The sequence below is a fragment of the Thalassotalea sp. Sam97 genome, assembly GCF_041379765.1.
Classification (GTDB): Bacteria; Pseudomonadota; Gammaproteobacteria; order Enterobacterales; family Alteromonadaceae; genus Thalassotalea_A; species Thalassotalea_A maritima.
The window spans coordinates 655005-680735 of the sequence record NZ_CP166919.1 but is presented as its reverse complement, the minus strand read 5'-3'; the positions used below and the strand labels follow the sequence as shown (position 1 = coordinate 680735).

Genomic DNA, 25731 nt, shown 5'->3' with positions numbered 1-25731 from the left:
ATGATTTTTATTATTCGAGGCTTATTGATAACAAAAAATTAACGAATTGGAAATACACAAAACGCCGTAGATCCGGCGTTTTGTGTAAATAAAGTCAAAATTACTTTTTGCTACCACCAAGACAGTCCGGCGAGTTTGGCACCATCGTCGGATTCATTTCCTGCCACTGGTCTGGCGTGTAGGTGTGCATTGCTAGCGCATGAATAGTGTTTGCCAACTCGTCAGCAAGCACTTCATTCACCTGACGGTGACGTGCCAGCAAACGTTGGCCATTGAATTTATCTGATACAACAATCACTTTAAAGTGTGACTCACTGCCTTCAGGAACATTGTGCATGTAACTTTCATTAATCACTTGCAAGTGAACGGGTTGAAAGTAATCGTTTAATTTAGTTTCGATGATACTGGCGACAGTCATAATCTTTTCTACCTGTAATTGAGTGAATATACCGCATGCAATTAGCGAGGAAAGACATAACGGTAGGTTAAGTTAATACGGCCTTGCATTGCTTTACTTGATTTGGGTAATGCATGTTGCCACTGTTGTTGTAGTTGTCCCTGCATAATCAACAAGCTGCCAGATTGTAATAATATTTCGAATCGTTCTCCACTGCTTTTGTGTTTCAAACAAAAGCGCCGAGCTTGCCCAAATGACAATGAGGCAATAACAGGTGCGCTACCTAATTCTTTTTCGTTATCACTATGCCAGCCCATACTATCTTGCTGATGACGATAATAGTTTGCCAGTGTTGAGTTGAAAGGTGCTCGACATGTCTGCTCACACAACTCTTTTAGTTGCCATAATAACGGTGTCCACGGCAAGGGGTGCATGGTAACTCCTGAATAGCGATAGAATGCCTGATCATCACCATACCACGCTTGCAAGCGAGGAATCGCTATCACCTTACCGAACATTTTAATGTGCCCTTGTTGCCAATCAAGCGACTGCTCAAGCTGTTGATACAAGGTATCAGCAGAGCCGGCCAGAAAGTTGGGAAAATAACATAACTGTCCAGCGAATAACTGTCGTGATTCACTTAAGTCGACTTGTAATTGCATGCACAGACCATTAATACGATAATGGGCGCCATTATACCAAATTGAGAGTCATGCATGTTAAGCCCTTTTATCATCAACGATGCCCCTGTTCATTTAGATCGTTTCCCGTTAGCGCAAGTAAACCGCTCTTTGCAAGCCTGGGATGCTGCCGATGAATATCTGCTTAGCCATTTGCAAGACCATAACCTACTAGCAAAAAATCAACGCATTGTCATTTTTAACGACAGCTTTGGTGCATTGGCAGTGAACCTTGCTGAACACTCGCTACAGCTAGTCAATGATTCATTTATTTCGCAACAAGGTATTTTGCACAACTTAGAGCAAAACAACGTCAGCACAGATGATATCCGCTTGCTTGATAGCGTTAGTGAATTAGACACGAGCGAACCCATTGATTTAATTTTATTAAAAATCCCCAAAAGTAATAGCTATTTAGAATATCAATTGCAACAAATTCAGCGCATTGCAAGCGCTTCGAGCAAAGTCATCAGTACCGCACGAGCAAAAGATATTCATACCTCAACACTAAAACTGTTTACTAAACACCTCGGTGAAACAACCACGTCTCTGGCGGTCAAAAAAGCGCGTTTAGTGTTTAGCCAAGTCGATGCAAGCAATAAACGTTCACTAACGCAAAGCAAAGTTTGGCGTTTGCCAAACAGTAATTTTGACATCACCAATATGGCCAATGTTTTTTCCAGAGATAGTATGGATATTGGCGGTGGCTTTTTATTAGACCATTTACCAGCGGTCAACGACGGTGCGCAAGTAGCCGATTTAGGTTGTGGTAATGGCATGTTAGGCTTGATGATGCTGGCTAATAATCCTGGTTGTGACATGCACTTTTTTGATGAGTCACACATGGCCGTAGCATCGGCTAAACACAACATCATCAACAATGTACCTGAGCTTGAACAACAATGTCAGTTCACCGTTGGTGATTGTCTAGCAAGCAGTGGTAATAATAAATTTGATCTGATCCTTTGTAACCCGCCTTTTCATCAGCAAAGTGCGGTAACCGATCATATTGCGTGGCAAATGTTTAAAGAAAGTTACAAGTCTTTGAAAAATGGTGGTGAATTAAGGATAATAGGCAATCGCCAGCTTGGTTATCATATAAAATTGAAGCGGTTATTTAATAACTGCCAAACCATCGCTAGTAATAAAAAGTTTGTCGTATTGTCAGCGAAGAAGTAATGAAAAAAAATCTATTGATCGCCGTTGTATCGGCCATGTGTTTATTTGCTTGCGCACAAGAACCAAGCAAAATTAACCTTAACCCTATCGTTAAAATGGATGCTAACAAGGTGTATCAGCAACTGAATACCAAGGTATCCGTCTATGACTTGCGTAAAACAGCGCACGTGGTTGAGGTATTATCGGCAAATAAACCTTCAGTGTACATTAATGCCAATGGTTCGTTATCTTCAGTATTAAATAGCCAGTTTAGCGAGCAGCTGATGTCACAAGGCTTAACACTAGGTGAAGGCGACGATTTATTATTGCAGTTTCAAGTAGAGCGCGCTCGCACCTATGTAAATCAAGACGTACTTGATTATCGTGCCAATACCATTATCAAATTAAAGGTAGAGGCCGAGAACGCGAAGCAAACGTTATCTAAAACCTATACGCTAAGAGCTACAACCCGTGGCGCACTAACAGCGGATATCGATGAATTACAGCGTGACTTTAATCAGCAATTGGGAAAAATCATCGTGCAAGTGATGCAAGACCAGCAATTGCAACAATTTATCAAAGGTTAACTCAAAGGACAAAACGCTATGAAACGATTGTTTATCTTAATCAGTACACTATTCCTATCATTTAGCAGTTTTGCCGCAAAACAAAAAATCATCGATCCCAATAATTTGTACCCTCAGGTTAAGCTAGAAACGTCGATGGGAGTCATTATTGTCGAATTAGATCGCGTAAAAGCACCTTTAGCGGTTAATAACTTTTTGTGGTATGTGATCACCAAGGGCTATGATAATACGGTCTTTCACCGCGTCATAGAGGACTTTGTGGTACAAGGCGGTGGTTACGATGTGAATTGGATCCCGCGCAAAGAAGGTGAACCTATTTTTAATGAATCCGGCAATGGTCTTAAGAATGAAGTAGGTACCATCGCCATGGCACGCCAACATGATCCACATAGTGCTAATCGCCAGTTTTATTTTAATGTCGGTGACAACACTGAGCTAGATCCAGGGCGTAGTTGGGGCTATACCGTATTTGGTAGCGTTACCTTTGGTGACGAGGTGCTGACTAAAATGGCTGCAGTAGAAACCGACTTTCATGAAGGACAAGGTTGGCCCGATGTGCCGAAAGAGCCGATTATTTTGTTAAAAGCAACGTTACTCCCAGCGGATTATATTCACTCAATAGAATAACGATAAGTGGACAATATTGCGTATAAAAAAGCATCAAACGGTGCTTTTTTTGTTTTTGGTCAACGAACCATAAACTATTTAATCACTTTAAATGTAAGGCCTTTCATTTTTATTTAATTTTTGGCAATATCTGAGCTAACATATTCAATTAACAAAAAAATTACACCGATCTTTGGCTAACCCCTCCCCCACACATCGAGCAGTTCCGCTCGAATACAGCCAAAAAACATAATGGAATATACATAGAGAGCAACGTGTTAGTAGAAAACTTTATCAACGAAAAAATTGGTCAACTGGTTTATTTTCTTGATGGCCTTTTAAATAATGCTGTCCATTATACTGAAGTAGAAACGTTTATTTGGGACTGCTTTGAAGAATGGAATCAACTTAATGTCACTGATGACACACCAGGGAGCAGCAAAGAGCGCGTATTTTGGCACTTGATTCATGAAATTCAGATATCCTCGTTAGCAAGTGTTCAAGACAATAGCGAGTTACAAACCGAAATTAAAACCTGTCTCGACTTTCTAAAAGACAAAACAAGCTACCCAAAACATTGTGTTGGTTGGCGTCCTGTCGCAGCATTTTAAATACCAAAGTTCAACACCAAGGGAATATCGTGCAAATCAGCACATTCTCTTGGTATCCCCGTCAATGATTTGGTAGCCTAACGATATCGTAATAACTAGGTGTTTCCATGTCCGCTTCAGAACAATCATCGCCGGATAACCGCTCCATTATCGATAATGTTTTCAATAAGAGCATCTTCATCTGTATTTTTACCGGCTTTAGTTCCGGATTACCGCTATTTTTCTTATATCAACTACTTCCAGGCTGGCTGAGAAATGAGGGCGTTAGCTTAGCTGAGATTGGCCTATTTTCACTAATTGGGATCCCATATGTATGGAAGTTCATTTGGTCACCGGCTATGGATCGCTATACCTTACCTTTTCTTGGTCGTCGTCGTGGATGGATGCTCGTTACCCAGGTAGCGCTACTATTATCAATAGCGGCTTTTGCTTATATTGACCCTGCTATGTCCATATGGAGCGTCGCCTATTTAGCTGCAGCCGTGGCATTTTTCAGTGCTAGCCAAGATATCGTCCTCGATGCTTACCGACGCGAATTACTCACCGATCAGCAACTCGGCTTAGGTAATTCGGTGCACGTGCAAGCTTATCGCTTATCTGGCTTAGTTCCTGGCTCCCTCGGCTTTATTTTAGCGGACCACATGCCGTGGTCTTTGGTGTTTCTTGTTATTGCAGCGTTTATGCTCATTGGCATTATATTAACCTTGTGTATAAAAGAAGCGCATATCGAAGCTAATCCGCCAAAATCACTGCACGACGCTGTCGTGTTACCATTTAGAGAGTTCATTAATCGCGAAGGACTTAAATCCGCGCTGTTTATCTTGTCATTTTTGTTCCTTTATAAACTTGGCGACAACATGGCAACCGCCTTACAGACTCCGTTTTTTATTGATTTAGGCTTCTCTAATACTGAAATCGGCGTGATTGCCAAGACGGCCTCGTTAGTGGCGATGACGGTTGGTTTAGCTGTCGGCGGTATCATTATGATCAAGCTAAGTATAAACCGTGCGCTGTGGTTATTTGGCTTTGTACAAATTATCTCTATACTGGGTTTTGCCGCGTTATCGGTAATTGGTGATAACAATATTGCCCTCGCCTTTGCTATGGGTTTTGAGTATTTAGGGGTTGGTTTGGGTACCGCTGCATTTACCGCTTACATCGCTAAAAATACCAACCCAACATTTGCAGCCACGCAATTTGCCCTATTTACTGCGCTTACTGCACTGCCACGGACATTTGCAAACGCCAGCACTGGCTTTATTGTTGAGCAACTTGGTTGGACGTCGTTTTTCTTTGTTTGTACAGCGTTAGCAGTCCCTGGCATGTTAATGCTGTTCAAAGTAGCACCGTGGCATGAAAAACCAAATAGGTGACCGCTGCGTATAAATGTCATAAAAAAAGATTTAAGTTAAAAAACCAGCGTTTTTGTTCTATGCTGTAAACGAAAGCCGAACAATAAGAACATCAATTAAAACAAAAGGTAAGTAGATGCTGTTACGATTATTCTTTATCCTGCCAATTATCATGTGCCTCATTTGGTGGTGGTATTTGAAATCAAATAACTATACCGCTAAGCAAGGACTTAAAGGGTTTGCTTACATCATTTGTTTTAACCTCATCTTAGTAGCATTTTTTACGTTAATGATCCAAATCACGTCTTAATGCTGGCAGCCTTGTCATCTTGATAAGGCAATTCCTAACTACAGGGGTAGATAACAACTTAGTAGCAGGAAACAATGCAATTCATTGCATCCATATTGACTATACTGTAAAGTGCGCTCGCCTTGAGGGTGGGGGGTCACAGCAATAATTATTGTTCGCAACCAAATCGCTCTCGTTCACTTATACATATATTAAGAGAGTCTCTATGAGTTTTGATGCACTAGGCCTATCCGACAACATCGTTTCGGCGTTAACGGAAAAAGGCTACCAAACCCCTTCGCCAATTCAACAACAAGCGATTCCTGCGGTTTTAGAAGGTCATGATGTTATGGCCGCGGCACAAACTGGCACAGGAAAAACGGCCGGTTTCACCTTACCGATTTTGCAAAAACTTGATAACGGTAAACAAGTTAAAGCCAACCATATTAGAACCCTAATCTTAACGCCAACTCGTGAGCTTGCCGCACAAATAGGCGATAACATTGCTACGTACTCTAAAAACCTTTCGCTAAGCAGCTATGTTGTTTTCGGCGGTGTGAAAATCAACCCGCAAATGATGCGTCTGCGTAAAGGTGTTGATATTTTAGTTGCCACACCAGGGCGATTATTAGATTTATATTCACAAAATGCCGTTAAGTTTAACCAAGTCGAAGTACTGGTGTTAGATGAAGCCGACCGAATGCTTGATATGGGCTTTATTAATGATATTGAAAAAATCATTAAGCAGTTACCTAAAAATCGCCAAAACTTGTTGTTTTCAGCAACGTTTTCTGATGATATTCGAGCGCTTGCCAAAGGCTTGGTCAATGATCCTGTGGAAATTTCAGTAACGCCGGCTAATTCCACAGCTAAAACCATTAAGCAAAAAATCATCACTACCGATAAAAACAAAAAGCCACGCTTATTATCGTACTTAATTGGTCATAACAATTGGCAACAAGTACTTGTTTTCACTAAAACCAAGCATGGTGCCAATCGCCTAACCCGCCATCTTGAAGCCGATGGTATCAAAGCCTTAGCAATTCATGGTAACAAAAGCCAAGGGGCCCGTACTAAAGCATTAGCACAGTTTAAAGACGGTGATATTCGTGTATTAGTAGCAACCGATATTGCAGCTCGTGGTATTGATATTAATGAGCTAGAACAAGTCGTTAACTTTGACTTACCACATGTCGCCGAAGACTACATTCACCGTATTGGTCGCAGTGGCCGCGCAGGTAAGGCTGGCAACGCTATTTCATTAGTGTGTTTTGACGAATTTAAACTGCTCGTCGCAATAGAGCGATTAACACAAAAACTATTAGATAGAGAAGAAATTGAAGGGTTTGAAGCGGCTAACCCTGTGCCTAAGTCACACGACATTAGACCGTTTAAAGAGAAGAAACCTAAGAAGCCTAAAACCCCGAAAACAGAGCATCAAGATGGGCAAAAAAGCGGAGCTAATGCCGAAGGCCATAAACCGCCAGCGAAAAACCGTAAACACGGTGGCCGACGTGACAACCCGTATGCGAAAAATACCGGCGGTAAAGGCCGACGCTCTTCAGGTTCATCCAACTCTAACTCATCCAATCGGGGTCGCTCTGGACGACGCATCACGGGTTAATAGCCTTTAATAGGCGTACCTTTCTGATCATACGAAATAACCAGGCCTGTAATACTCTTGTATAAACAATGATGTTACAGGCCGAATTTACATTGTAACGCCGTTAACAAGCAACGGTGTATCCCTGAGCCCTCGGGTGATTAGCGCTAATCGTTTGAGCCTTTTTTAACAGCTACTTTTTGATAACACACATCAAGATTGCCATTACCTTTGTGATGATAAAAATCATGCTGATATAAGCGCCGCTTGATAAGCTTATCTTTAAAATGCTGAGTTGATGTATCTTCTACGAGCCATGTTTGTTGCTCTTTAGTGGGTTGCTGTGAACCAAGGTAAGCTTTGCTAATTAAGGTTGGCTTGTTATCCGACTCGGTTACAGAGTCAGTACGCGTTACTTGATAGAGCGTTTGCCAGCCATCAAGTAAACGGGCAAATATGGTCATGTTTCTATCAAGATGACGTGGTGAAACACCAAACATGATGGCAAAATCTGTGGTGCCAGAATTTAAATCATTACCACGCGCTAAATTCATTACCCCAGGGCAATGCACAAGCCATTCCTTTTGTTCGCTAATTGAGCGCCCCACGGCAAAGCCATTAATAAAGCCAGTTTGTTCAGCAAGCAAATCTGGAGTTTGCACTAGGGTAAACTCAGAGCTATTAAGCGCTGTGTTTTTATCAATTGCGCGTTGCTGCTCTGCTATCATCTCCTGTTTAACTTTGCTTACCCTTTTTTGGCTAGCATCACCACCTTGCACCACAAAGTTTTCGATAACCCGGTAAAACGGCAAACCATCGTAAAAACCATCACTAACTAATTGGCGAATATAGTCGACATGCTTTGGCGCAAAGAATTCGGCCAGTTCAAACGTCATGGTGCCATGTTCGGTTTGCAAGTACAGGATGTTATCTTGCTCTACCGTTCGCCACTTTTGTTGCACTGTTTGTTCGGCAGACACCGCGCTAACAGAAAAAGTCAAACCAACTAAAGTGGTCATTATAAATTTAATGGTATTGTCCATGCTTACAAAATATTTGGGATACTCATAACACTACGCTAACCAACTTGAGAACAAATGAAAAGCTTTAGCCAGTTAATATCTCAGTATTCAGCGTCAATAAAAAAGGGATCGATAGACGATCCCTTTAAAAATGACCGTAATACGGTATTGGGTTAGCCAACTAAGGCAAGTAACACACCCGCGGCTACAGCGGAGCCGAGTACCCCGGCAACGTTAGGGCCCATAGCGTGCATTAATAGGAAATTATGTGGGTTTGATTGTAAGCCCACTTTATTCACTACCCGCGCTGCCATAGGTACCGCTGACACACCTGCGGCACCAACTAATGGGTTAATAGGTTCATCCGAGAATTTACTCATAATTTTCGCCATGATAACGCCTGCGGCAGTACCGATAGAAAACGCAACGGCACCAAGCGCTAAGATACCTAGAGTTTCGACATTTAAGAACGAGTCGGCACTTAATTTAGACCCCACACCTAAACCAAGGAAAATGGTCACAATGTTAATCAGCTCATTTTGTGCCGTCGAGCTTAGTCGTTCCACCACACCACACTCGCGCATTAAGTTACCTAAACAGAACATACCAACGAGTGGAGTCGCAGCCGGTAAAAAGAAAATCGTCATCATCAGAACCGCTAGTGGAAATAAGATTTTCTCGATTTTAGTAACATGACGCAATTGCTTCATTTCTACAGCGCGCTCTTTTTCATTGGTTAGCGCTTTCATAATAGGTGGCTGAATAATTGGTACCAACGCCATGTATGAATACGCGGCAACGGCAATCGCTCCCAGTAGCTCAGGAGCAAGTTTTGATGCCAAGAAGATAGCAGTTGGGCCGTCGGCACCACCAATAATAGCGATAGCTGCCGCATCTTGAATACTAAAATCAAAGCCAGGAATAGCATTTAAAGCAATTGCGCCAAATAAGGTGGCAAAAATGCCAAATTGAGCGGCCGCACCTAACAATAACATACGAGGGTTAGCGATAAGCGCACCGAAATCGGTCATCGCCCCTACCCCCATAAATATCAATAATGGGAATATCCCGGTATCGATACCTGCGTAGTAAATGTAATGCAACACACCACCGACTTCACTAAAACCAGCTACTGGAATGTTCGTTAAGATGGCACCAAAACCAATAGGTAATAATAATAGCGGTTCAAACTTTTTGGCTATGGCCAAATACAGTAAGCCCAGGCCTACCAGCATCATGACAATTTGGCCAAGCTCAAAATTAGCTAACCCTGTGGATTGCCACAGAATATAAATGGAGTCCATACTGCGATCCCTATAACTGCAGCAATGCGTCGCCTACTGCGACGCTATCGCCTTCTTTAACTCGAACTGAGCTCACCGTACCAGAGGCCGTGGCGCGAATTTCTGTTTCCATTTTCATCGCTTCCATAACAACAACCACATCGCCTTCATTAACAAAATCACCATTATCCACCAGTATTTTGAACACGTTACCGGCAAGTGGCGCATCAATGCTAGCGCCAGATCTTACAACAGGGGCATCACTTGCTTTAGCGGATGATGAACTGGTTACGGCGCTGATTTGTTCAATGTCACCACCTGGCGCAACGACGACATCATATACTTTACCGTCAACTTTCACCGCGTAGCTTTCTACTTTGCCAGTGTTAACGGTTTGTTGTTCTGTTGCGGGCTTAACATCTGCTGCGCTCGGTTTTGGTTCAAACGCTTCTGGGTTATTACGATTTTCAAGAAACTTCAAACCAATTTGCGGGAACAACGCATAAGTTAAAACATCATCGATGACATCGTCAGCTAAACTAATGCTTTTCTCTTTGGCTATTGCCAATAATTCACTTTCAAGCTTGTCTAACTCCGGTTCAAGTAAATCAGCGGGGCGACAAGTAATCGGCTCGCCACCATCTAATACGCGAGCTTGCAAATCACTATCTACTGGCGCTGGCGTTGCACCATATTCACCTTTTAATACACCGGCGGTTTCTTTGGTAATCGACTTATAGCGCTCGCCCGTGAGTACATTAAGTACGGATTGGGTGCCAACAATTTGCGATGTTGGTGTGACGAGAGGGATATAACCAAGCTCTTTACGTACGCGAGGTATCTCTTCTAGTACCTGATCGAATTTATCCGATGCCCCTTGCTCGCGCAGTTGGTTTTCCATATTAGTCAGCATGCCTCCTGGGACCTGAGCTAATAAAATACGCGCATCGACGCCTTTTAAGCTGCCTTCAAATTTTGCGTATTTAGCGCGGACTTCACGAAAGTATGTCGCCACCTCTGCAAGCTTTTCCATATTTAGCCCAGTATCACGCTCACGACCTTGTACTGTCGACACGATAGACTCTGTCGGGGAATGACCATAAGTCATCGACATTGAAGAAATCGATGTATCGATAACATCTACACCGGCATCAATTGCCTTGATGTGGGTTGCCATACTCAAACCTGTGGTCGCATGACAATGTAAAGAGATTGGTAGCCCGACCTGCTGCTTCAGTTTAGTGATCAGCTCATGGCCATCGTATGGGTTAAGTAAGCCGGCCATATCTTTAATACACAGTGAATGTGCCCCCATATCTTGCAAGCGTTTCGCCATATCCAACCATGTATCAATGGTGTGCACTGGCGATTCGGTAAACGATAAGGTTGCTTGTGCATGTGCGCCAACATCAACAGTTGCTTTGATGGCTGTTTCTAAATTACGAATATCGTTCATCGCATCAAAAATACGAAATACATCAACACCATTTTTGTGAGCACGTTCAACAAATTTTGTGACCACATCATCAGCATAATGACGGTAGCCTAGGATATTTTGGCCACGAAACAACATTTGTTGCTTGGTGTTTGGCATCGCCTTTTTCAATTCACGAATACGCTCCCAAGGATCTTCACCAAGGTAACGAATACACGAATCAAACGTTGCCCCGCCCCATGATTCAATAGACCAGAAGCCAATTTCATCCATTTTTTGGGCAATCGGCAGCATATCTTCTAAGCGAAAACGCGTTGCTAATAATGATTGATGGCCGTCACGTAAAACAAGCTCGGTAATTCCTAGTTTAGAGTTAGCACTAGACATAGATGGCTCCTGATTTAGTTATTCTTATTTCGATATTGAGCGATTGCAGCACTAATCGCAGCGATGACATGAGGGGAAGGTTTGTCACCTTGTGGTTGCGATGTTTGAACTCGCATGGGCTCAGGTATGGTATCGGGGAAATGCTCGCCGATTTTAGCGAGCACTTGAATAGCAAAAATAAGCACGGTTAAAAATGCAAAGACAAAACACATACCGACCAGCAAAAGTACGCCAGCTTCAATAAATACATCCGAGAGACTTTCCATAGCTGATCCTTTTTGGTTAAAAAGAATTAGAATAATAACTCAAATTCTTTTTGGCAATGATTATTGTAAACATATTGGAAACAAGTTATCACAAAAACGTATCAAGCAGATAGTTTAAGCCAAATAAGCGACTGATATATCTGATTTATAGCATTAATAACCAAAGCACAGAGTGAGCCTATCCCAACATGCACAGGTAGAATAAAAACAAGCGTGAGCGTTTAAAAAGGATTTATATTGTCGAGCATGGGTGAGAAAGAAAAGCGCTAAAAAGCAAAAAGCCCGACTAAAAAGTCGGGCTTCTTTAATAGTGGCGGACACGGCAGGAGTCGAACCTGCGACCGCCTGGGCTCTTATGTTAGCGCCAGGCACTAGACCTGGCGAACCAGGTGAGTTGCATAGCAAAAAAAGATTAAGATTTAAAATAAAAAACAAAAAGCAAAAAGCCCGACTAAAAAGTCGGGCTTCTTTAATAGTGGCGGACACGGCAGGAGTCGAACCTGCGACCGCCTGGTTCGTAGCCAGGTACTCTATCCAGCTGAGCTACGTGTCCGCGGTCGGTAGTTTTAAGTGATACCTCACTTGATTGTATACCACTTTCAAAATTTTGAAAGTGGTGGACACGGCAGAAATGAATCCACACCGTCTGGGCTCTTATACTAGCGCCAGGTACTAAACCTGGTGAACTAGGCGAGTTTAAATACTAAATATTTTTAAGAGCTAAAAAGTAAAAAGCCCGACAGACTGTCGGGCTTTCTCAAATAATGGCGGACACGGCAGGAGTCGAACCTGCGACCGCCTGGTTCGTAGCCAGGTACTCTATCCAGCTGAGCTACGTGTCCGCGGTCGGTAGTTTTAAGTGATACCTCACTTGATTGCATGCCACTTCTTATTTAAAGAAAGTGGCGGACACGGCAGGAGTCGAACCTGCGACCGCCTGGTTCGTAGCCAGGTACTCTATCCAGCTGAGCTACGTGTCCGCAATCGAAACTAGTTTACTTGCTAGGCAAGCCCTGATTTTCAGGGAATAAAAAACCGACTTAAATAAAGTCGGTTCCTTGATAATAGTGGCGGACACGGCAGGAGTCGAACCTGCGACCGCCTGGTTCGTAGCCAGGTACTCTATCCAGCTGAGCTACGTGTCCGCGGTCGGTAGTTTAAAGTGATACCTCACTTGATTGCATACCACTTTCTATACCTTTAGAAAGTGGCGGACACGGCAGGAGTCGAACCTGCGACCGCCTGGTTCGTAGCCAGGTACTCTATCCAGCTGAGCTACGTGTCCGCAATCGATTTATCGAAATGGCGGTGAGGGAGGGATTCGAACCCTCGATACAGCTACAAACTGTATACTCCCTTAGCAGGGGAGCGCCTTCAGCCTCTCGGCCACCTCACCGTTTCGATGGAGTGCATATTAATAGATTCGAAAAATAAGTCAAAGGGTTTTTTTATCTTTTTTTACTGTTTGCTGACATTTCAAACAAACAGAATATTTTTCGGTCTAAAACGCAAGAAAGGCAACATAGCGTTAACAAAAATCAACACTAGTTGCCTTTCTAAAAAACAAAAATTATTGGTTACCAGCAGTATCCGGATCGCCTTTTTCTGCCTGTATACGCATATAAATTTCTTCACGGTGTACAGAAACCTCTTTCGGTGCGTTCACACCAATGCGTACTTGGTTCCCTTTTACCCCTAAAACAGTGACTGTTACATCGTCACCAACCATCAGAGTTTCACCAACTCTGCGAGTTAAAATAAGCATCCTAATGCTCCCTATGTTTGTTTAGTCAGAAACGGGCGTTATCTTACCAATAACACTGCATTAAGCATAGCGTTAGACCGTTTTTTACACGCCTTGATGTTAAATTTAGCAAAAAAAACAAAAATTCCTAATAAATTAAGCATTTAAATTAAATTTTTGGGTCAATGCCTTCACTGCTACGTCAGTAAACTGCTGCTTAATTAACACTGATACTTTTATCTCTGAGGTAGATATTAAATGAATATCAACACCAGCATCGTGCAAACAATTAAAAATATCAGCAGCAACACCACTGTGCGACTTCATACCATTGCCAACTATAGACACTTTCGTCAGTTCATCACGTATACTGAATGCGTCAATAATACGGCGACTTTGCAAAGTACTCAGTAAATCCGATGTCACATGAAGATCTTTACGAGCCATGGTTAATTTCAGATCTTTAAAATTCTCACCATCAAAATCGCTGATCATATCAATTTCAACATCCGCAGCGGCGAGCGCATTAAATAATTGGTTACGGATTAATGCAGACTCTTTACTCACACGAACATTCACCAATATCTCATCGCGCAAGGCAGCTACCGCCGTTACAGGATTGCGATTGTCAATATCGTCTTCATAACGTATTTGTGTACCAGAGCCTGACTCAAAGCTTGATAACACCCGGAGTGGCATTTTATTTTGCCCGGCAAATTCCACCGAACGCGATTGCAATACCTTAGCACCACAACTTGCTAACTCTAACATTTCATCAAAACTGATGTGTTTCAGTTTTGTCGCTTTGCTATCAATACGCGGATCTGTGGTATATACACCGTCAACATCGGTAAAAATTTGACACTCTTTTGCTTGCAAGGCTGCGGCTATCGCTACTGCTGAGGTATCAGAGCCGCCACGACCTAACGTGGTAATATTACCCTCCCGGTCAACCCCCTGAAAACCAGCAACAATCACCACATGGCCTTGTTGTAGCTCTTGCAACATACGGGTACAGTCAATGTCTTTTATTCTGGCTTTGGTAAAACGGTTATTGGTGTAAATACCCGCTTGGTGACCAAGCAATGAAATTGCCGCATAACCGCGTTTGATCAATGCCATGGCCAACAAGGCTGTCGTTACTTGCTCACCCGATGACAACAACATATCGAGCTCACGTGCCGACGGGTTATCATCAATGTCATTTGCCAGTGACTGTAAACGATTGGTCTCCCCTGCCATTGCCGATACCACGACAACGACTTCATGTCCCTGATTTTTGGTGGCTATTATGGTGTCTGCCACTTGTTCGATACGAGAAGGGGAACCTACAGAGGTTCCCCCAAATTTTTGTACGATTATCGCCATATGATTTGCGCCATACAGAGGTTACTCGCTTATAACTTTTCCGCCAACCAAGCTTCTACGCTGGCTAGTGCGGTTGGGATATTCTCTGGCTGGCTACCACCGGCTTGCGCCATGTCTGGACGACCGCCGCCTTTACCACCAACCTGTTCAGCAACCATTTTAACTAAATCACCAGCTTTTACTTTGCCAATTAAGTCTTTGGTTACACCGGCAATCAAGTTAACTTTACCGTTGTTGGCTAGCGCTAACATAACGATACCTGAACCCATTTTGTTCTTCAGATCATCAACCATATCGCGTAATGCTTTCGGATCGGCACCTTCGACATCAGCAATCAAGGCTTTAACGCCATTGATGTCGATGGCTTTTGACAGCAAATCAGAACCGGCAGCAGCAGCTAGTTTTTGCTGCAGGGCCGCAAGGTCTTTTTCTAATTGCTTAGTTTTGCTCATCATCTGCTCAACTTTGCCTAAGGTGTTCGCTGCGTCAGATTTCACTAAAGCAGCAATGGCATCAAGTTTCGCCGCTTGCTCGTCAACATAGTCAAGCGCTGCGTCTGCGGTTACCGCTTCAATACGACGAATACCTGCAGCAATACCACCTTCAGAAACAATCTTGAACAAACCGATATCACCGGTACGATTAACGTGAACACCACCACATAATTCAGTCGAGGTATCACCTAAGGTGATAACACGCACTTCGTCTTCGTACTTCTCACCAAATAATGCCATAGCGCCTTTTTCTTTGGCGGCATCAATATGCATCAATTCTGCTTGTTGACCGTGGTTAGCACGAATTTGCTCGTTTACCATGCGCTCAGCTTGTTGCAGTTGCGCAGCTGTTACACCTTCAAAATGCGAGAAGTCAAAACGCAGTTTTTGATCATCAACCAATGAACCTTTTTGCGTTACGTGCTCACCTAATACCGTGCGCAGGGCAGAGTGCAGCAAATGCGTTGCTGAGTGGTTTTTAATGATTTTAGCGCGACGTTCGCTGTCGATTACCGCTTCAGCTTTGCTGTTTAATTGGATATCCGCTTTTGCTTCACCGTGATGTGCAATCGCGTTACCTAATTTTTGTGTATCTGTTACGACAAACTCACCAGAGGCAGTTTTGATCACACCGGTATCGCCAACTTGACCACCTGACTCGGCGTAGAATGGCGTAGCATCTAAAATCAGCACGCCCTTTTCGCCCGCTGCTAACGTGCTTACTGCGCCTTCGCTGTTAAATAATTCAACCACAGTCGCATTAAAGCTGTGCTTGTCGTAGCCTTCAAAGTTCGATGTTTTGTCTGACTTTAACGACTCGTTGTAATCAGCACCAAAGTTACTGGCTTTTTGTGCACGCTCACGTTGTGCTTGCATCTCGCTATCGAAACCTTGTTGGTCGATAGCAATGTTATTTTCACGAGCAATATCCGCCGTTAAATCGGCAGGAAAACCGTAGGTATCGTACAACTTAAATACATCTTTACCGGCAATGGTATCACCTTCAAGGTTAGCGATAACGTCGTTAAGTAAGTTCATACCACGATCAAGGGTACGTCTAAATTGCTCTTCTTCAACCTTAAGGATTTTTTCCAGTACGCTGCGTTGTTGCTCAAGCTCTGGGTATGCGTCGCCCATTTGCTCAATCAATGCGCCAACAAGCTTGTAGAAGAATACGTCTTTAGAGCCTAAGATGTGACCGTGACGAATCGCACGTCGAATAATACGACGCAATACATAACCACGACCTTCGTTTGAAGGCATCACACCATCGCTAATTAAGAAACTACATGAACGAATATGGTCGGCAATAACACGTAGCGACTTATTGTCTAAATCACTAACGTTTAACACCTCTGCTGTCGCTTTGATCAAGCCTTGGAAAATATCGATTTCGTAGTTTGAATGCACGCCTTGCATAATCGCAGCAATACGCTCTAAGCCCATACCGGTATCAACCGCAGGCTTTGGCAATGGTTCCATGGTACCGTCGGCGTGACGGTTGAACTGCATGAATACCAAGTTCCAAATTTCGATAAAGCGATCGCCATCTTCTTCAGGTGAACCTGGAGGGCCACCCCAAATGTGCTCGCCGTGGTCAAAGAATATTTCGGTACACGGACCACAAGGGCCGGTATCACCCATTGACCAAAAGTTATCTGACTCGTATTTTTTACCGCCTTTTTTGTCGCCAATGCGAACGATCTTTTCCGCTGGAACACCAATCTCATTGTTCCAAATATCGAATGCTTCATCGTCGGTTTCATAAACCGTCACCATCAGTTTTTCAACTGGCAGCTTTAACGTTTCGGTTAAGAATGACCAAGCAAAACGAATCGCGTCTTGCTTAAAGTAATCACCAAAACTGAAGTTACCTAACATTTCAAAGAAGGTATGGTGACGTGCGGTGTAACCTACGTTTTCTAGGTCATTGTGTTTACCACCGGCGCGCACACAACGTTGAGAAGATGTGGCTCGTGTATAACTGCGTTTTTCCGCGCCTAGGAATGCATCTTTAAATTGCACCATGCCTGCGTTAGTAAATAGCAAGGTGGCATCATTACCAGGTACTAGCGAACTGCTAGCAACGACTTGGTGTTGTTGTTTAGCAAAATGGTCTAGGAATGCCTGTCTGATTTGGGCACTGGATTTAATCATCATCTTCGTCCAACTTAATCTAAGCTCATCGCAGCTGAAATCTGTTCGAAATCAAATCCGCGATATTGTAAAAATCTCATGCGTTTGGCTTTATCTTTTTGATCAACAATGGCGTTATCAGCAAAACGTTTTTGATAAACCTGCTGCGCTAATTCAAACCAGTCAACCGCTTCGCTTGCAAATGCTTGGCGGATCACACGGCTGTGTAAGCCTTTTTGTTTTAATTCATTGTTGATGTAGGCGTAGCCATAGCCTTTGGCAACCCGTTGCCGCAACATACTTTCTGCATAACGTAAATCGCTTTGAATATCATGCTCTTGTAACTTATCGAGCACCAGTTCAATGTCGCTGTCAGCAAATTCTTTTTGTCGTAATTTTTGCTTTAATTCGTCACGCGAATGTTCTCGGCGAGCCAAATAATTGTACGCTGCCTTCTTCACCGCTTTATTGATACTCGGCTCTGTATGGCTTGTCACGGATAACCTTTTAATGTTTGAAAACTCGCCTATTTTACCGACATAAAAATAAAAATACAGTTCAATAATTCAGTATTTCTAGCAAACTGAAAAAAATTGGCAAATTAACTAACTTTTTCCCAAACCATAACGTATTAACGCTACAATCGAAACACATCAATGTTGCGCTAACCACTATATTCATGGCGAGCAACAACAATAATAAACACCAATAAAGACATTAGATGAGGGATAGAATGAGGTTAAAGAAGTCGATTCTTGCCGGCATGATTGCTTTGGCGACAACCAACGCTTACGCTGAACAAAAATTAGGTTATTTTAGTTCACCTGCGTTACACAACGATTCATTGGTATTTACCGCCGAAGGTGACTTATGGCATAGCAAAATCAGCGCAGATAACAGCAACGTAGCTAAAGCTCAACGCCTAACGACCCATGCTAGTAATGAAACCATGGCGAGCATTTCACCCGATGGTAAATTTATCGCTTATGTGGCCAACTATGAAGGCACCGACGAAGCTTACCTTATGCCATTGAACGGTGGTACACCAACTCGCCTTAGCTATGAAAATTCCCGCGTACGTGTGCAAGGTTGGACGCCATCAGGCGAAGTTATTTACGCCACCAATGCCGGCTTTGGCCCAGCCAATTACTGGACATTAAAAACCGTCAATCCAAACACCTTGAAAACCAAAGAGATTCCGCTGGCAGATGCCATTGAAGGTGCTGTATCAAGTGATGGTAAGCATTTATTTTTCACTCGCTTTGGATTACAAGTAACCGGTGATAATAGCAAGGTTTATCGCGGTGGTGCGCAAGGCCAGCTATGGCGCTGGCAAATGGATAGCAAACAAGAAGCAATGTTATTAAGCAAAGATCACCAAGGTTCTGTTCGTGAGCCTATGTATTACAACAATAAGGTGTACTTTGTATCAGACGCCAGCGGTAGCGATAACTTATGGTCAATGAACATTGACGGTAGCGACAAAAAGCAGCTTACTAAGCACCAAGATTGGTCGATTCGTTTAGCATCGAATAACAACAATACTGTTGTTTACCAGTTGGGCGCGGATATTCATCAATTTAACCTAGATGATAACAGCGATAAGCGCATCGACATTTCACTTGTTTCCGATTTTAGCGAACGCCAAGAGCGTTGGGATAACAAGCCACTCAATTACTTTAATAATGCCGCCGTTGCCAAAGCGGGTAACAAAGTGGTGATTACCGCTCGTGGTAAATTGGCGGTCGCTGCTGCCGACCAAAGCCGTTTAGTGGAAATCAACACGCCTGCGCAAAGCCGTAACCGTGCCGCGGTATTATCCAGTGATGGTAAATATGTCTTCACCATTAATGACGCCAGTGGCGAACATGAAATTTGGCGCTTTGCAGCCGATGGTTCTGATAACGGCACGCAGTTAACCAAAAATGGTGATAGCTATCGCTGGAACCTTTATCCATCACCAGACGGCAAATACTTAGCCCATGACGATCGTAACGGTGATTTATGGTTATTAAACCTTGAGACGTTAGCCAACAAAAAAATTGCCAGCAACGGCAGTGGTTTTTCGGCATATAACTCTGTGGTTTGGTCAAGCGACAGTAATCTTATCGCCTTTAGCGGTGATCACACCGATCGCCAACGCACTAGCATACGCTTATATTCACTAACGGAACAAACCGAGCAATTTATCACCTCTGATAAATACGAAGCATTCTCGCCTGCGTTTTCGCCTGATGGTAACTGGTTGTATTTTATCTCGAATCGTCACTTTGCATCATCGCCAAGCTCGCCTTGGGGCGATCGTAATTTAGGCCCGGCGTTTGATAAGCGTGGTCTAATTTATGCCTATCAACTGACTGATCAAGCAAGTTTCCCGTTTAAAACATTAACCGAGCTTGATCACGCGGCGTCTGAAACAAACAAAAATGATAAAGACCAGGACAATAAGGATAACGACAAAGCCAAAGTAAACTGGCAAGCGATTACCGACAAGCTTTACCAAGTACCCGTTGCAAATGGTAATTACAGTGATCTAAGCGCCAATGATAAAGGCCTCTATGTCACGGTTAGAAATGGCAACAAACGCGATATCCAGTTTATTAAAAACGCCAACCGTAACATTAAAGCCGATACTTTTATTAGCGATGTTCGTGGTTACCAACTTGCCGCCGATGGCAAAACCATACTGGTAGCGAAAAAAGCGGGTAATGAAACCGCATTATATTTACTTCCTGCTGGAGAAAAAGCAGCAAAAACATTAGCTGATCACCAAGTCAATTCAAAGCAATGGCAACTGTCGTTTTCGCCAGCCGATGAGTGGCAACAAATGTTTGAAGATGCGTGGCTTATGCACCGTGAATTTTTATTCGATGCCAATATGCGCGGCCTAGACTGGCAAGCCGTTAAAGAAAAGTATCAACCACTGGTTGATCGCATCACCTCACGCAGCGAACTAAACGATATTTTCGCGCAAATGATGGGCGAGCTAAATGCCCTGCACTCACAAGTGCGTGGCGGCGATATGCCAAAAAATAGCAACGCACCGAAAGGCAGTACCTTAGGTGGTCGCTTTAGCGAAGTGAAAGACGGTATTCGCATTGATGATATATTCGATGCCGATAAAGATATTCCATCGTTTGCGTCGCCTTTAGCTAAAGCCGAAGTTAATGCTCTTGAAGGCGATATTATCACCCATATTAATAACCAAGCGGTTGATTCGCTAGTCGCTATGCACAAAGCACTGCGCAATCAAGCGGGCAAGCAAGTGTTGTTAACCCTAGAGCGCAAAGGCAAAACTCACCAAACCGTTGTTGTGCCGGCAACAACACGTAGCGATGCCAATATGCGCTACCTTGATTGGGTAGAGCATAATAAGCAATTGGTCACTAAAGCCAACAGCGATATTGGTTACTTGCACATGAATGCGATGACCTCGCGCGACATTAACAGCTTTGCCCGTGAGTTTTACGACAACATAGAAAAAGACGGTTTAATCATTGATGTGCGCCGTAACCGTGGCGGTAACATTGACAGCTGGCTAATTGAAAAACTGTTGCGTAAAGCATGGATGTTTTGGCAAGAGCGTGACAGCGCGCCATACACCAATATGCAGCAAACCTTCCGAGGTCACTTAGTGGTCCTCACCGATCAGCTAACCTACTCTGACGGTGAAACCTTCTCAGCAGCGATAAAATCGCTTGGTTTAGCCCCACTGATTGGTAAGCAAACGGCAGGTGCCGGTGTATGGTTAACGGGTCGTAACCGCTTAACCGATAACGGCATGGCGCGTGTTGCGGAATTACCACAGTACTCAATGGATGGCACATGGGTAGTAGAAGGTACCGGTGTATCGCCAGATATTGAAGTAGATAATCTGCCGTACGCCACCTTTAACGGCTTTGATGCTCAGCTAGAAAAAGGTATTGAATACCTAAATTACAAACTAAAAGCGGAATCAATTGCGCCATTAAACGCTAAGCCAATGCCGAAAACGGGCCCAGCGGCTGATGTGTTTAAGATTCAGTAATTGCTAGTAAATTAGAAATGTAAAAGGGCATCATAGATGCCCTTTTATTTTGTCTCGATTTAAACTGTTAGGTTAAAAGCCATATTCCAGCAAAATTTATTCTCGCTAGATAACTTAAATCCATGCTTCTCATAGTATGAATATAGCTCGGGTCTATATTTCTTAACCATAATCGTAATTTTATTTTTACCAAGTTCTTCAGCTACATGCTTTGCCTGGTTAATTAATCTTGTGCCATGCCCCTGATTCTGAACATCCGGATCAACAAAAATATTCAAATGTATCTCACTACTAGGGAAGTTTGGTCCCTCAGAGCTAAGTGTTAAATATGCTTCTAGCTTTTCGTTCTGTTCAAAAATCAGTAACCTATCGAATATAAACTCACTTAAATAAAAGCAATCTTGCTTAAGAATACTCTTTTCTTGCAATGAAACTTTTCTTCTCAAATTATTAACTTTCGTAAGAAGAGTTTTATCGCACTCCGTTAAAACTTTGCACATCACTACTATTTAACCCATCCAGTTAAATTATTGTTTATTCTATCTAAATTGAAGATATGACCTTATTAACCCTTTAATCATCATTACGGCTCGTAATTCAAATTTGGCGCGAGCCATTTTTCCGCTTCGCTTAATGACCAGCCTTTGCGCTCGGCATAGCTTTCAGCTTGTTGTTTATCAACTTTAGCAACGGCAAAGTATTTACTTTGTGGATGGGCAAAGTACCAACCACTCACAGCGGCTCCTGGCCACATGGCGTAGCTTGAGGTGAGCTCCATACCAATGTTGTTTTCAACATCAAGTAAATCCCAAAGGGATTGTTTTTCGGTATGCTCTGGGCAAGCAGGGTAACCTGGTGCTGGGCGAATACCTTGGTATTGCTCGCGGATTAATGATTCATTATCAAAGTCTTCGTTGGCGCTATAACCCCAGTAATGTTTACGCACTTGTTCGTGCAAATATTCGGCGCTGGCTTCGGCAAGCCTATCGGCTACGGCTTTGAGCAAAATCGAGTTATAGGTATCATGCTCAGCGTCATACTTTGCCACCAAGTCATCAACACCAAAGCCCGACGATACGGCGAACGCACCGATGTAATCGTCAATACCAGAATCGTGGCTTGCCACATAATCACTTAAGCAACGGTTAAATTGACCTGCTGGTTTTGCAGTTTGTTGACGTAAATGGGCCAGTCTTTTAAGTACCTGCTGTTTACTCTCATCGGCGTAAACCAAAATATCATCGCCATCACTCGCCGCTGGGTATAATCCAAAAATGGCACGCGCTTTGATGGTGTCTTTGGCTATTAGCTCATCAAGCATGCGGTTGGCATCGTTAAACAGCTTGCTGGCTTCTTCGCCAATCAGTTCGTGTTCAAGAATGGCTGGGTATTTACCCGATAATTGCCACGTTAGAAAAAATGGCGTCCAGTCGATGTAGTTGCGCACCACATTTAAGTCGAGCTTATCCAGTACCGTTACACCTAACTTATTCGGTTTAACAGGCGTGTAATCGTTAAAGTCAGCTACAAAGGCATTAGCACGAGCATCAGCTAGAGAGTGCAACTCGCTACGAGGGCCTTTTTGCGAATGACGCTGACGAACTGTCTCGTATTCTTTTTCGGTGCGCTGTACCAAATCCGCTTTAAGTTTGTCATTTAATAGCGCATTGACCACAGACACCGAACGCGAGGCATTGGCAACATACACCACGGGATGCTGGTACTGTTGGTCGATTTTTACCGCCGTATGCGCTTTTGACGTGGTCGCTCCGCCAATAAGCAGTGGTAAATCAAAATCAAGGCGTTGCATTTCTTTAGCAACATGCACCATTTCGTCAAGGCTTGGGGTAATAAGCCCTGACAAGCCAATGATGTCGACTTGTTCTTGTTTGGCTACTTGTAGGATTTTATCGCACGGTACCATTACACCAAGGTCGATAACCTGATAGTTATTACATTGCAATACCACGCCAACAATGTTTTTGCCTATGTCATGTACATCGCCTTTTACCGTTGCGAGCAAGATCTTGCCATTGGATTTACTGGTGGTTTTGGAGGCTTCGATAAACGGTTGTAAATGGGCTACCGCTTGTTTCATCACTCTTGCCGATTTCACCACTTGCGGCAAAAACATTTGTCCTTCGCCAAATAAATCACCGACGACATTCATGCCATCCATGAGTGGCCCTTCAATCACTTGCAGTGGATGCTCGGCGGCGAGGCGAGCCTCTTCGGTGTCGGCAACGATATATTCATTAATGCCTTTTACTAACGCATGCTCTAAACGTTTGTTAACCGGTAACTCGCGCCATGTTAAATCGACCTTACTGGTTTGCCCTGATGCTTGATTGCGATACTGCTCGGCAATGGTAAGCAAGCGTTCAGTAGCGCCGTTGTCGCTGTTAAGCACAACGTCTTCAACCGCTTGCAATAAATCTTTGGGAATATCTTGATAAATGGCCAATTGGCCAGCATTTACAATGCCCATATCCATGCCATTTTTAATGGCGTGATATAAAAATACCGCATGAATGGCTTCGCGTACCGGATTATTACCACGAAACGAGAATGACACATTCGACACACCACCAGAGATCATCGCATGCGGTAAGGTTTGTTTTATTTCTTTGGTCGCCTCAATAAAGTCAACGGCGTAATTATCGTGCTCTTCAATACCGGTGGCGATAGCAAAAATATTGGGATCAAAAATAATATCTTCGGGTGGAAAATTCAGTTCGTCGACCAAAATATGATAAGCGCGCTGACAAATCTCCACTTTGCGCTGCTTGGTATCAGCTTGACCTACTTCATCAAAAGCCATAATGATCACCGCCGCGCCATAACGACGAATAAGCTCAGCTTGGCGTTTAAACGCTTGCTCGCCCTCTTTTAGCGATATCGAGTTAACAATGCCCTTGCCTTGGATGCATTGCAGGCCTGCCTCAATAATCTCCCATTTAGACGAGTCGAGCATAACCGGTACTTTGGCAATATCAGGCTCACCAGCGATAAGATTAAGGAAGGTCACCATTGCAGCTTGGCTATCAAGCATGCCCTCATCCATATTGATATCGATGATTTGCGCACCATTCTCTACTTGCTGCAAAGCAACAGCAATAGCGTCATCGTATTTTTGCTCGGTAATAAGACGCTTGAAAATAGCAGAGCCGGTAACATTGGTTCGCTCACCAGCGTTAACAAACAAACTGTTGTCATCAATGTTTAACGCTTCTAAACCGGATAAGCGACAGGCAATAGGCTGCGCCGTAATCGTTCTGGGTTTAATGTTTTTTACCGTATCGGCAATGCCTCTGATATGTTCTGGCGTGGTACCGCAGCAACCGCCAACGATATTTAAGAATCCCGATTCTGCCCACTCTTTAATGTGTGCGTTCATGTCGGCAACAGTAAAGTCGTATTCACCAAAGGCATTCGGCAAGCCCGCGTTAGGGTGTGCTGAAATAGCAAAATCGCTGATATTTCTCAACTCTTCAATGTACTGGCGCAGCTCCACTGGCCCAAGCGCACAATTAAGACCTATCGCAATCGGGTTAGCATGACGTAGCGAATTATAAAACGCTTCGGTAGTTTGCCCCGATAGTGTCCGCCCTGATGCATCGGTAATGGTGCCGGAGATCATTATAGGTAAACGCAATTGGCGCTCAGCAAACACGTCTTCTATCGCGAAAATGGCGGCTTTGGCATTAAGGGTATCGAAGATGGTTTCAATCATGATTATATCGACACCGCCGTCGATAAGTGCCATGGTAGATTCACGATACGCCGCAGCGAGCTCATGAAAGCTGATATTGCGAAATGCTGGGTCATTCACATCTGGCGACAGAGAACAGGTGCGATTGGTCGGCCCTAAAACGCCCGCAACAAAGCGTGGCTTGTCAGGCTGTAAACTGGTTACCTCATCAGCAATTTGGCGAGCAATATGCGCCGCTTGTAAGTTAATTTCTGCCGATATCTCTTGCATATCATAATCGGCCATCGCAATGCGTGTGGCATTAAAGCTATTGGTTTCGATAATATCGGCACCAGCGAGCAAGTATTGGCGATGAATATCTTTGATTACTTCGGGCTGAGTTAATACCAATAAGTCATTATTGCCTTTGAGATCACAAGGCCATTTTGCAAAGCGCTCGCCACGAAAGTCGGCTTCGCTAAATTGATGCTGCTGGATCATGGTACCCATGGCACCATCGAGAACTAATATACGCTCAGATAATTGTTGTTCTAATAAAGTATGGCTAGATGATGTCACAATATACTTCCAGGAT

Annotated in this window: 19 protein-coding genes and 6 tRNA genes; 7 read left to right on the top strand and 18 right to left on the bottom strand. The window is 43.5% G+C overall.

The window, feature by feature from the left end; translation table 11 throughout:
- Positions 1–100: 100 nt before the first annotated feature.
- Both bolA and ACAX20_RS02980 read right to left on the bottom strand, forming a co-directional pair.
- Complete coding sequence (bolA, locus tag ACAX20_RS02985) at positions 101–418, bottom strand: transcriptional regulator BolA (protein ID WP_371188476.1); 318 nt, start codon at positions 416–418, stop codon at positions 101–103.
- A 41-nt stretch (positions 419–459) separates the two neighbouring features.
- Complete coding sequence (locus tag ACAX20_RS02980; RefSeq protein ID WP_371188474.1) at positions 460–1059, bottom strand: alpha-ketoglutarate-dependent dioxygenase AlkB; 600 nt, start codon at positions 1057–1059, stop codon at positions 460–462.
- 54 nt (positions 1060–1113) lie between these two features.
- Between ACAX20_RS02980 and ACAX20_RS02975 the strand changes: the two genes are divergently transcribed.
- The 6 genes from ACAX20_RS02975 to ACAX20_RS02950 all read left to right on the top strand — a co-directional run bounded on the left by ACAX20_RS02975 (position 1114) and on the right by ACAX20_RS02950 (position 7304).
- A complete protein-coding gene (locus tag ACAX20_RS02975; RefSeq protein ID WP_371188472.1) occupies positions 1114–2256 on the top strand; it encodes a methyltransferase in 1143 nt (380 codons plus the stop codon).
- Complete coding sequence (locus tag ACAX20_RS02970; RefSeq protein WP_371188470.1) at positions 2256–2822, top strand: YajG family lipoprotein; 567 nt, start codon at positions 2256–2258, stop codon at positions 2820–2822. The genes ACAX20_RS02975 and ACAX20_RS02970 overlap by 1 nt, the downstream gene beginning before the upstream one ends.
- Positions 2823–2840: 18 nt before the next feature.
- On the top strand, positions 2841–3449 hold the full coding sequence (locus ACAX20_RS02965) for a peptidylprolyl isomerase (RefSeq protein WP_371188468.1): 609 nt from the start codon (positions 2841–2843) through the stop codon (positions 3447–3449).
- 254 nt (positions 3450–3703) lie between these two features.
- A complete protein-coding gene (locus tag ACAX20_RS02960; RefSeq protein WP_371188466.1) occupies positions 3704–4039 on the top strand; it encodes a hypothetical protein in 336 nt (111 codons plus the stop codon).
- Between the two features lie 107 nt (positions 4040–4146).
- A complete protein-coding gene (locus ACAX20_RS02955) occupies positions 4147–5412 on the top strand; it encodes an AmpG family muropeptide MFS transporter (protein ID WP_371188464.1) in 1266 nt (421 codons plus the stop codon).
- Positions 5413–5906: 494 nt separating this feature from the next.
- On the top strand, positions 5907–7304 hold the full coding sequence (locus tag ACAX20_RS02950) for a DEAD/DEAH box helicase (protein ID WP_371188462.1): 1398 nt from the start codon (positions 5907–5909) through the stop codon (positions 7302–7304).
- A 146-nt stretch (positions 7305–7450) separates the two neighbouring features.
- Here the strand turns inward: ACAX20_RS02950 and ACAX20_RS02945 are convergent, their stop codons facing one another.
- From ACAX20_RS02945 to ACAX20_RS02880, 14 genes are all read right to left on the bottom strand, one after another.
- Complete coding sequence (locus ACAX20_RS02945; RefSeq protein ID WP_371188460.1) at positions 7451–8302, bottom strand: peptidylprolyl isomerase; 852 nt, start codon at positions 8300–8302, stop codon at positions 7451–7453.
- A 176-nt stretch (positions 8303–8478) separates the two neighbouring features.
- The gene (locus tag ACAX20_RS02940) at positions 8479–9609 is read right to left on the bottom strand and encodes a sodium ion-translocating decarboxylase subunit beta (protein WP_371188458.1); all 1131 of its coding nucleotides are present in this window, start codon (positions 9607–9609) and stop codon (positions 8479–8481) included.
- Positions 9610–9619: 10 nt separating this feature from the next.
- Complete coding sequence (gene oadA / locus ACAX20_RS02935) at positions 9620–11410, bottom strand: sodium-extruding oxaloacetate decarboxylase subunit alpha (protein ID WP_371188456.1); 1791 nt, start codon at positions 11408–11410, stop codon at positions 9620–9622.
- Between the two features lie 14 nt (positions 11411–11424).
- Complete coding sequence (locus ACAX20_RS02930) at positions 11425–11676, bottom strand: OadG family transporter subunit (protein ID WP_371188455.1); 252 nt, start codon at positions 11674–11676, stop codon at positions 11425–11427.
- 476 nt (positions 11677–12152) lie between these two features.
- A tRNA-Arg gene (locus ACAX20_RS02925) sits at positions 12153–12229 on the bottom strand.
- 212 nt (positions 12230–12441) lie between these two features.
- Positions 12442–12518, bottom strand: a tRNA-Arg gene (locus ACAX20_RS02920).
- A gap of 61 nt (positions 12519–12579) precedes the next feature.
- Positions 12580–12656 (bottom strand) — tRNA-Arg (locus ACAX20_RS02915).
- An 88-nt stretch (positions 12657–12744) separates the two neighbouring features.
- A tRNA-Arg gene (locus tag ACAX20_RS02910) sits at positions 12745–12821 on the bottom strand.
- A gap of 63 nt (positions 12822–12884) precedes the next feature.
- A tRNA-Arg gene (locus tag ACAX20_RS02905) sits at positions 12885–12961 on the bottom strand.
- An 18-nt stretch (positions 12962–12979) separates the two neighbouring features.
- Positions 12980–13072, bottom strand: a tRNA-Ser gene (locus ACAX20_RS02900).
- Positions 13073–13246: 174 nt separating this feature from the next.
- Complete coding sequence (gene csrA / locus ACAX20_RS02895) at positions 13247–13441, bottom strand: carbon storage regulator CsrA (RefSeq protein WP_371188454.1); 195 nt, start codon at positions 13439–13441, stop codon at positions 13247–13249.
- 135 nt (positions 13442–13576) lie between these two features.
- Positions 13577–14788, bottom strand: coding sequence for an aspartate kinase (locus ACAX20_RS02890; RefSeq protein ID WP_371188452.1), 1212 nt, complete (start codon positions 14786–14788; stop codon positions 13577–13579).
- Between the two features lie 29 nt (positions 14789–14817).
- Complete coding sequence (gene alaS, locus ACAX20_RS02885) at positions 14818–17442, bottom strand: alanine--tRNA ligase (protein ID WP_371188450.1); 2625 nt, start codon at positions 17440–17442, stop codon at positions 14818–14820.
- 11 nt (positions 17443–17453) lie between these two features.
- Positions 17454–17915, bottom strand: coding sequence for a regulatory protein RecX (locus ACAX20_RS02880; protein WP_371188448.1), 462 nt, complete (start codon positions 17913–17915; stop codon positions 17454–17456).
- Positions 17916–18151: 236 nt separating this feature from the next.
- Here ACAX20_RS02880 and ACAX20_RS02875 point away from each other — a divergent pair, with 236 nt between their 5' ends.
- Positions 18152–21445, top strand: a complete 3294-nt coding sequence (locus ACAX20_RS02875; RefSeq protein WP_371188446.1) for a S41 family peptidase — start codon at positions 18152–18154, stop codon at positions 21443–21445.
- A 59-nt stretch (positions 21446–21504) separates the two neighbouring features.
- Here the strand turns inward: ACAX20_RS02875 and ACAX20_RS02870 are convergent, their stop codons facing one another.
- Together ACAX20_RS02870 and metH are read right to left on the bottom strand one after the other, a co-directional pair.
- Complete coding sequence (locus tag ACAX20_RS02870) at positions 21505–21891, bottom strand: GNAT family N-acetyltransferase (RefSeq protein ID WP_371188444.1); 387 nt, start codon at positions 21889–21891, stop codon at positions 21505–21507.
- 137 nt (positions 21892–22028) lie between these two features.
- Positions 22029–25718, bottom strand: a complete 3690-nt coding sequence (gene metH / locus ACAX20_RS02865; protein WP_371189561.1) for a methionine synthase — start codon at positions 25716–25718, stop codon at positions 22029–22031.
- Positions 25719–25731 lie beyond the last annotated feature (13 nt).